Below are 564 nucleotides of genomic sequence, written 5' to 3'. Positions count from 1 at the left end.
GTAACTGGCGCAGTAGATGTCGATCATCGCGGACATCATCCTGGCCAACTCGCGTGTGGTCGGCGCATTTTCCCACCGGCTCATCGTTGGTTGGCTGGCCAGCCCCGCGCCCGATCCCGGCAGCTTGCCCAGCGCCAGGCGGAAGCCCGGATCGTCACGCAGAGCGTCGAGATCATCGGCGTCCTCGTAGCCGCACGCGATCGCGAACACGCGGGCACGCAGTATGTCATCAAGGCGATGGATCACCCGCGCAGGATCGCGCGGATCGGCAATGCAAGCCGCAAGCCGCCGGCAAAGCCCCATCGCGCGCTCGGCCTGTGCCAGCAGCAGAACACCGCCATCCGAGGTGAGCCGACCTCCGTCGAACGCGGCTGTGATCTTCTTGCGCCCGATCGCTGGAAACGAAAATCCCGGCGCGCTATCATCGCTCCCGGCGGGTGTGGTCCGTGGCATAAATTGCCTCGCTGCAGGAATGGCCTAGACACCCATTTTCCTACATCAAAGCAATCGCTTAAACCACTCCCGCCAACCCTTCTGACCGAACCCGATGAATAAGCCGGGTTA

At 62.9% G+C, this 564-nt stretch carries 1 protein-coding gene; it reads right to left on the bottom strand.

The window, feature by feature from the left end:
• Window positions 1-453 (bottom strand): transposase (locus ACH0BU_RS18210; protein WP_197419148.1); only part of this gene is annotated, 453 nt, incomplete at its 3' end.
• Window positions 454-564 lie beyond the last annotated feature (111 nt).

The organism is Sphingomonas olei, assembly GCF_045369765.1.
Lineage (GTDB): Bacteria > Pseudomonadota > Alphaproteobacteria > Sphingomonadales > Sphingomonadaceae > Sphingomonas > Sphingomonas panaciterrae.
The sequence above is the reverse complement of the archived record's forward strand: the minus strand, read 5'-3'. Positions and strand labels throughout refer to the sequence as shown.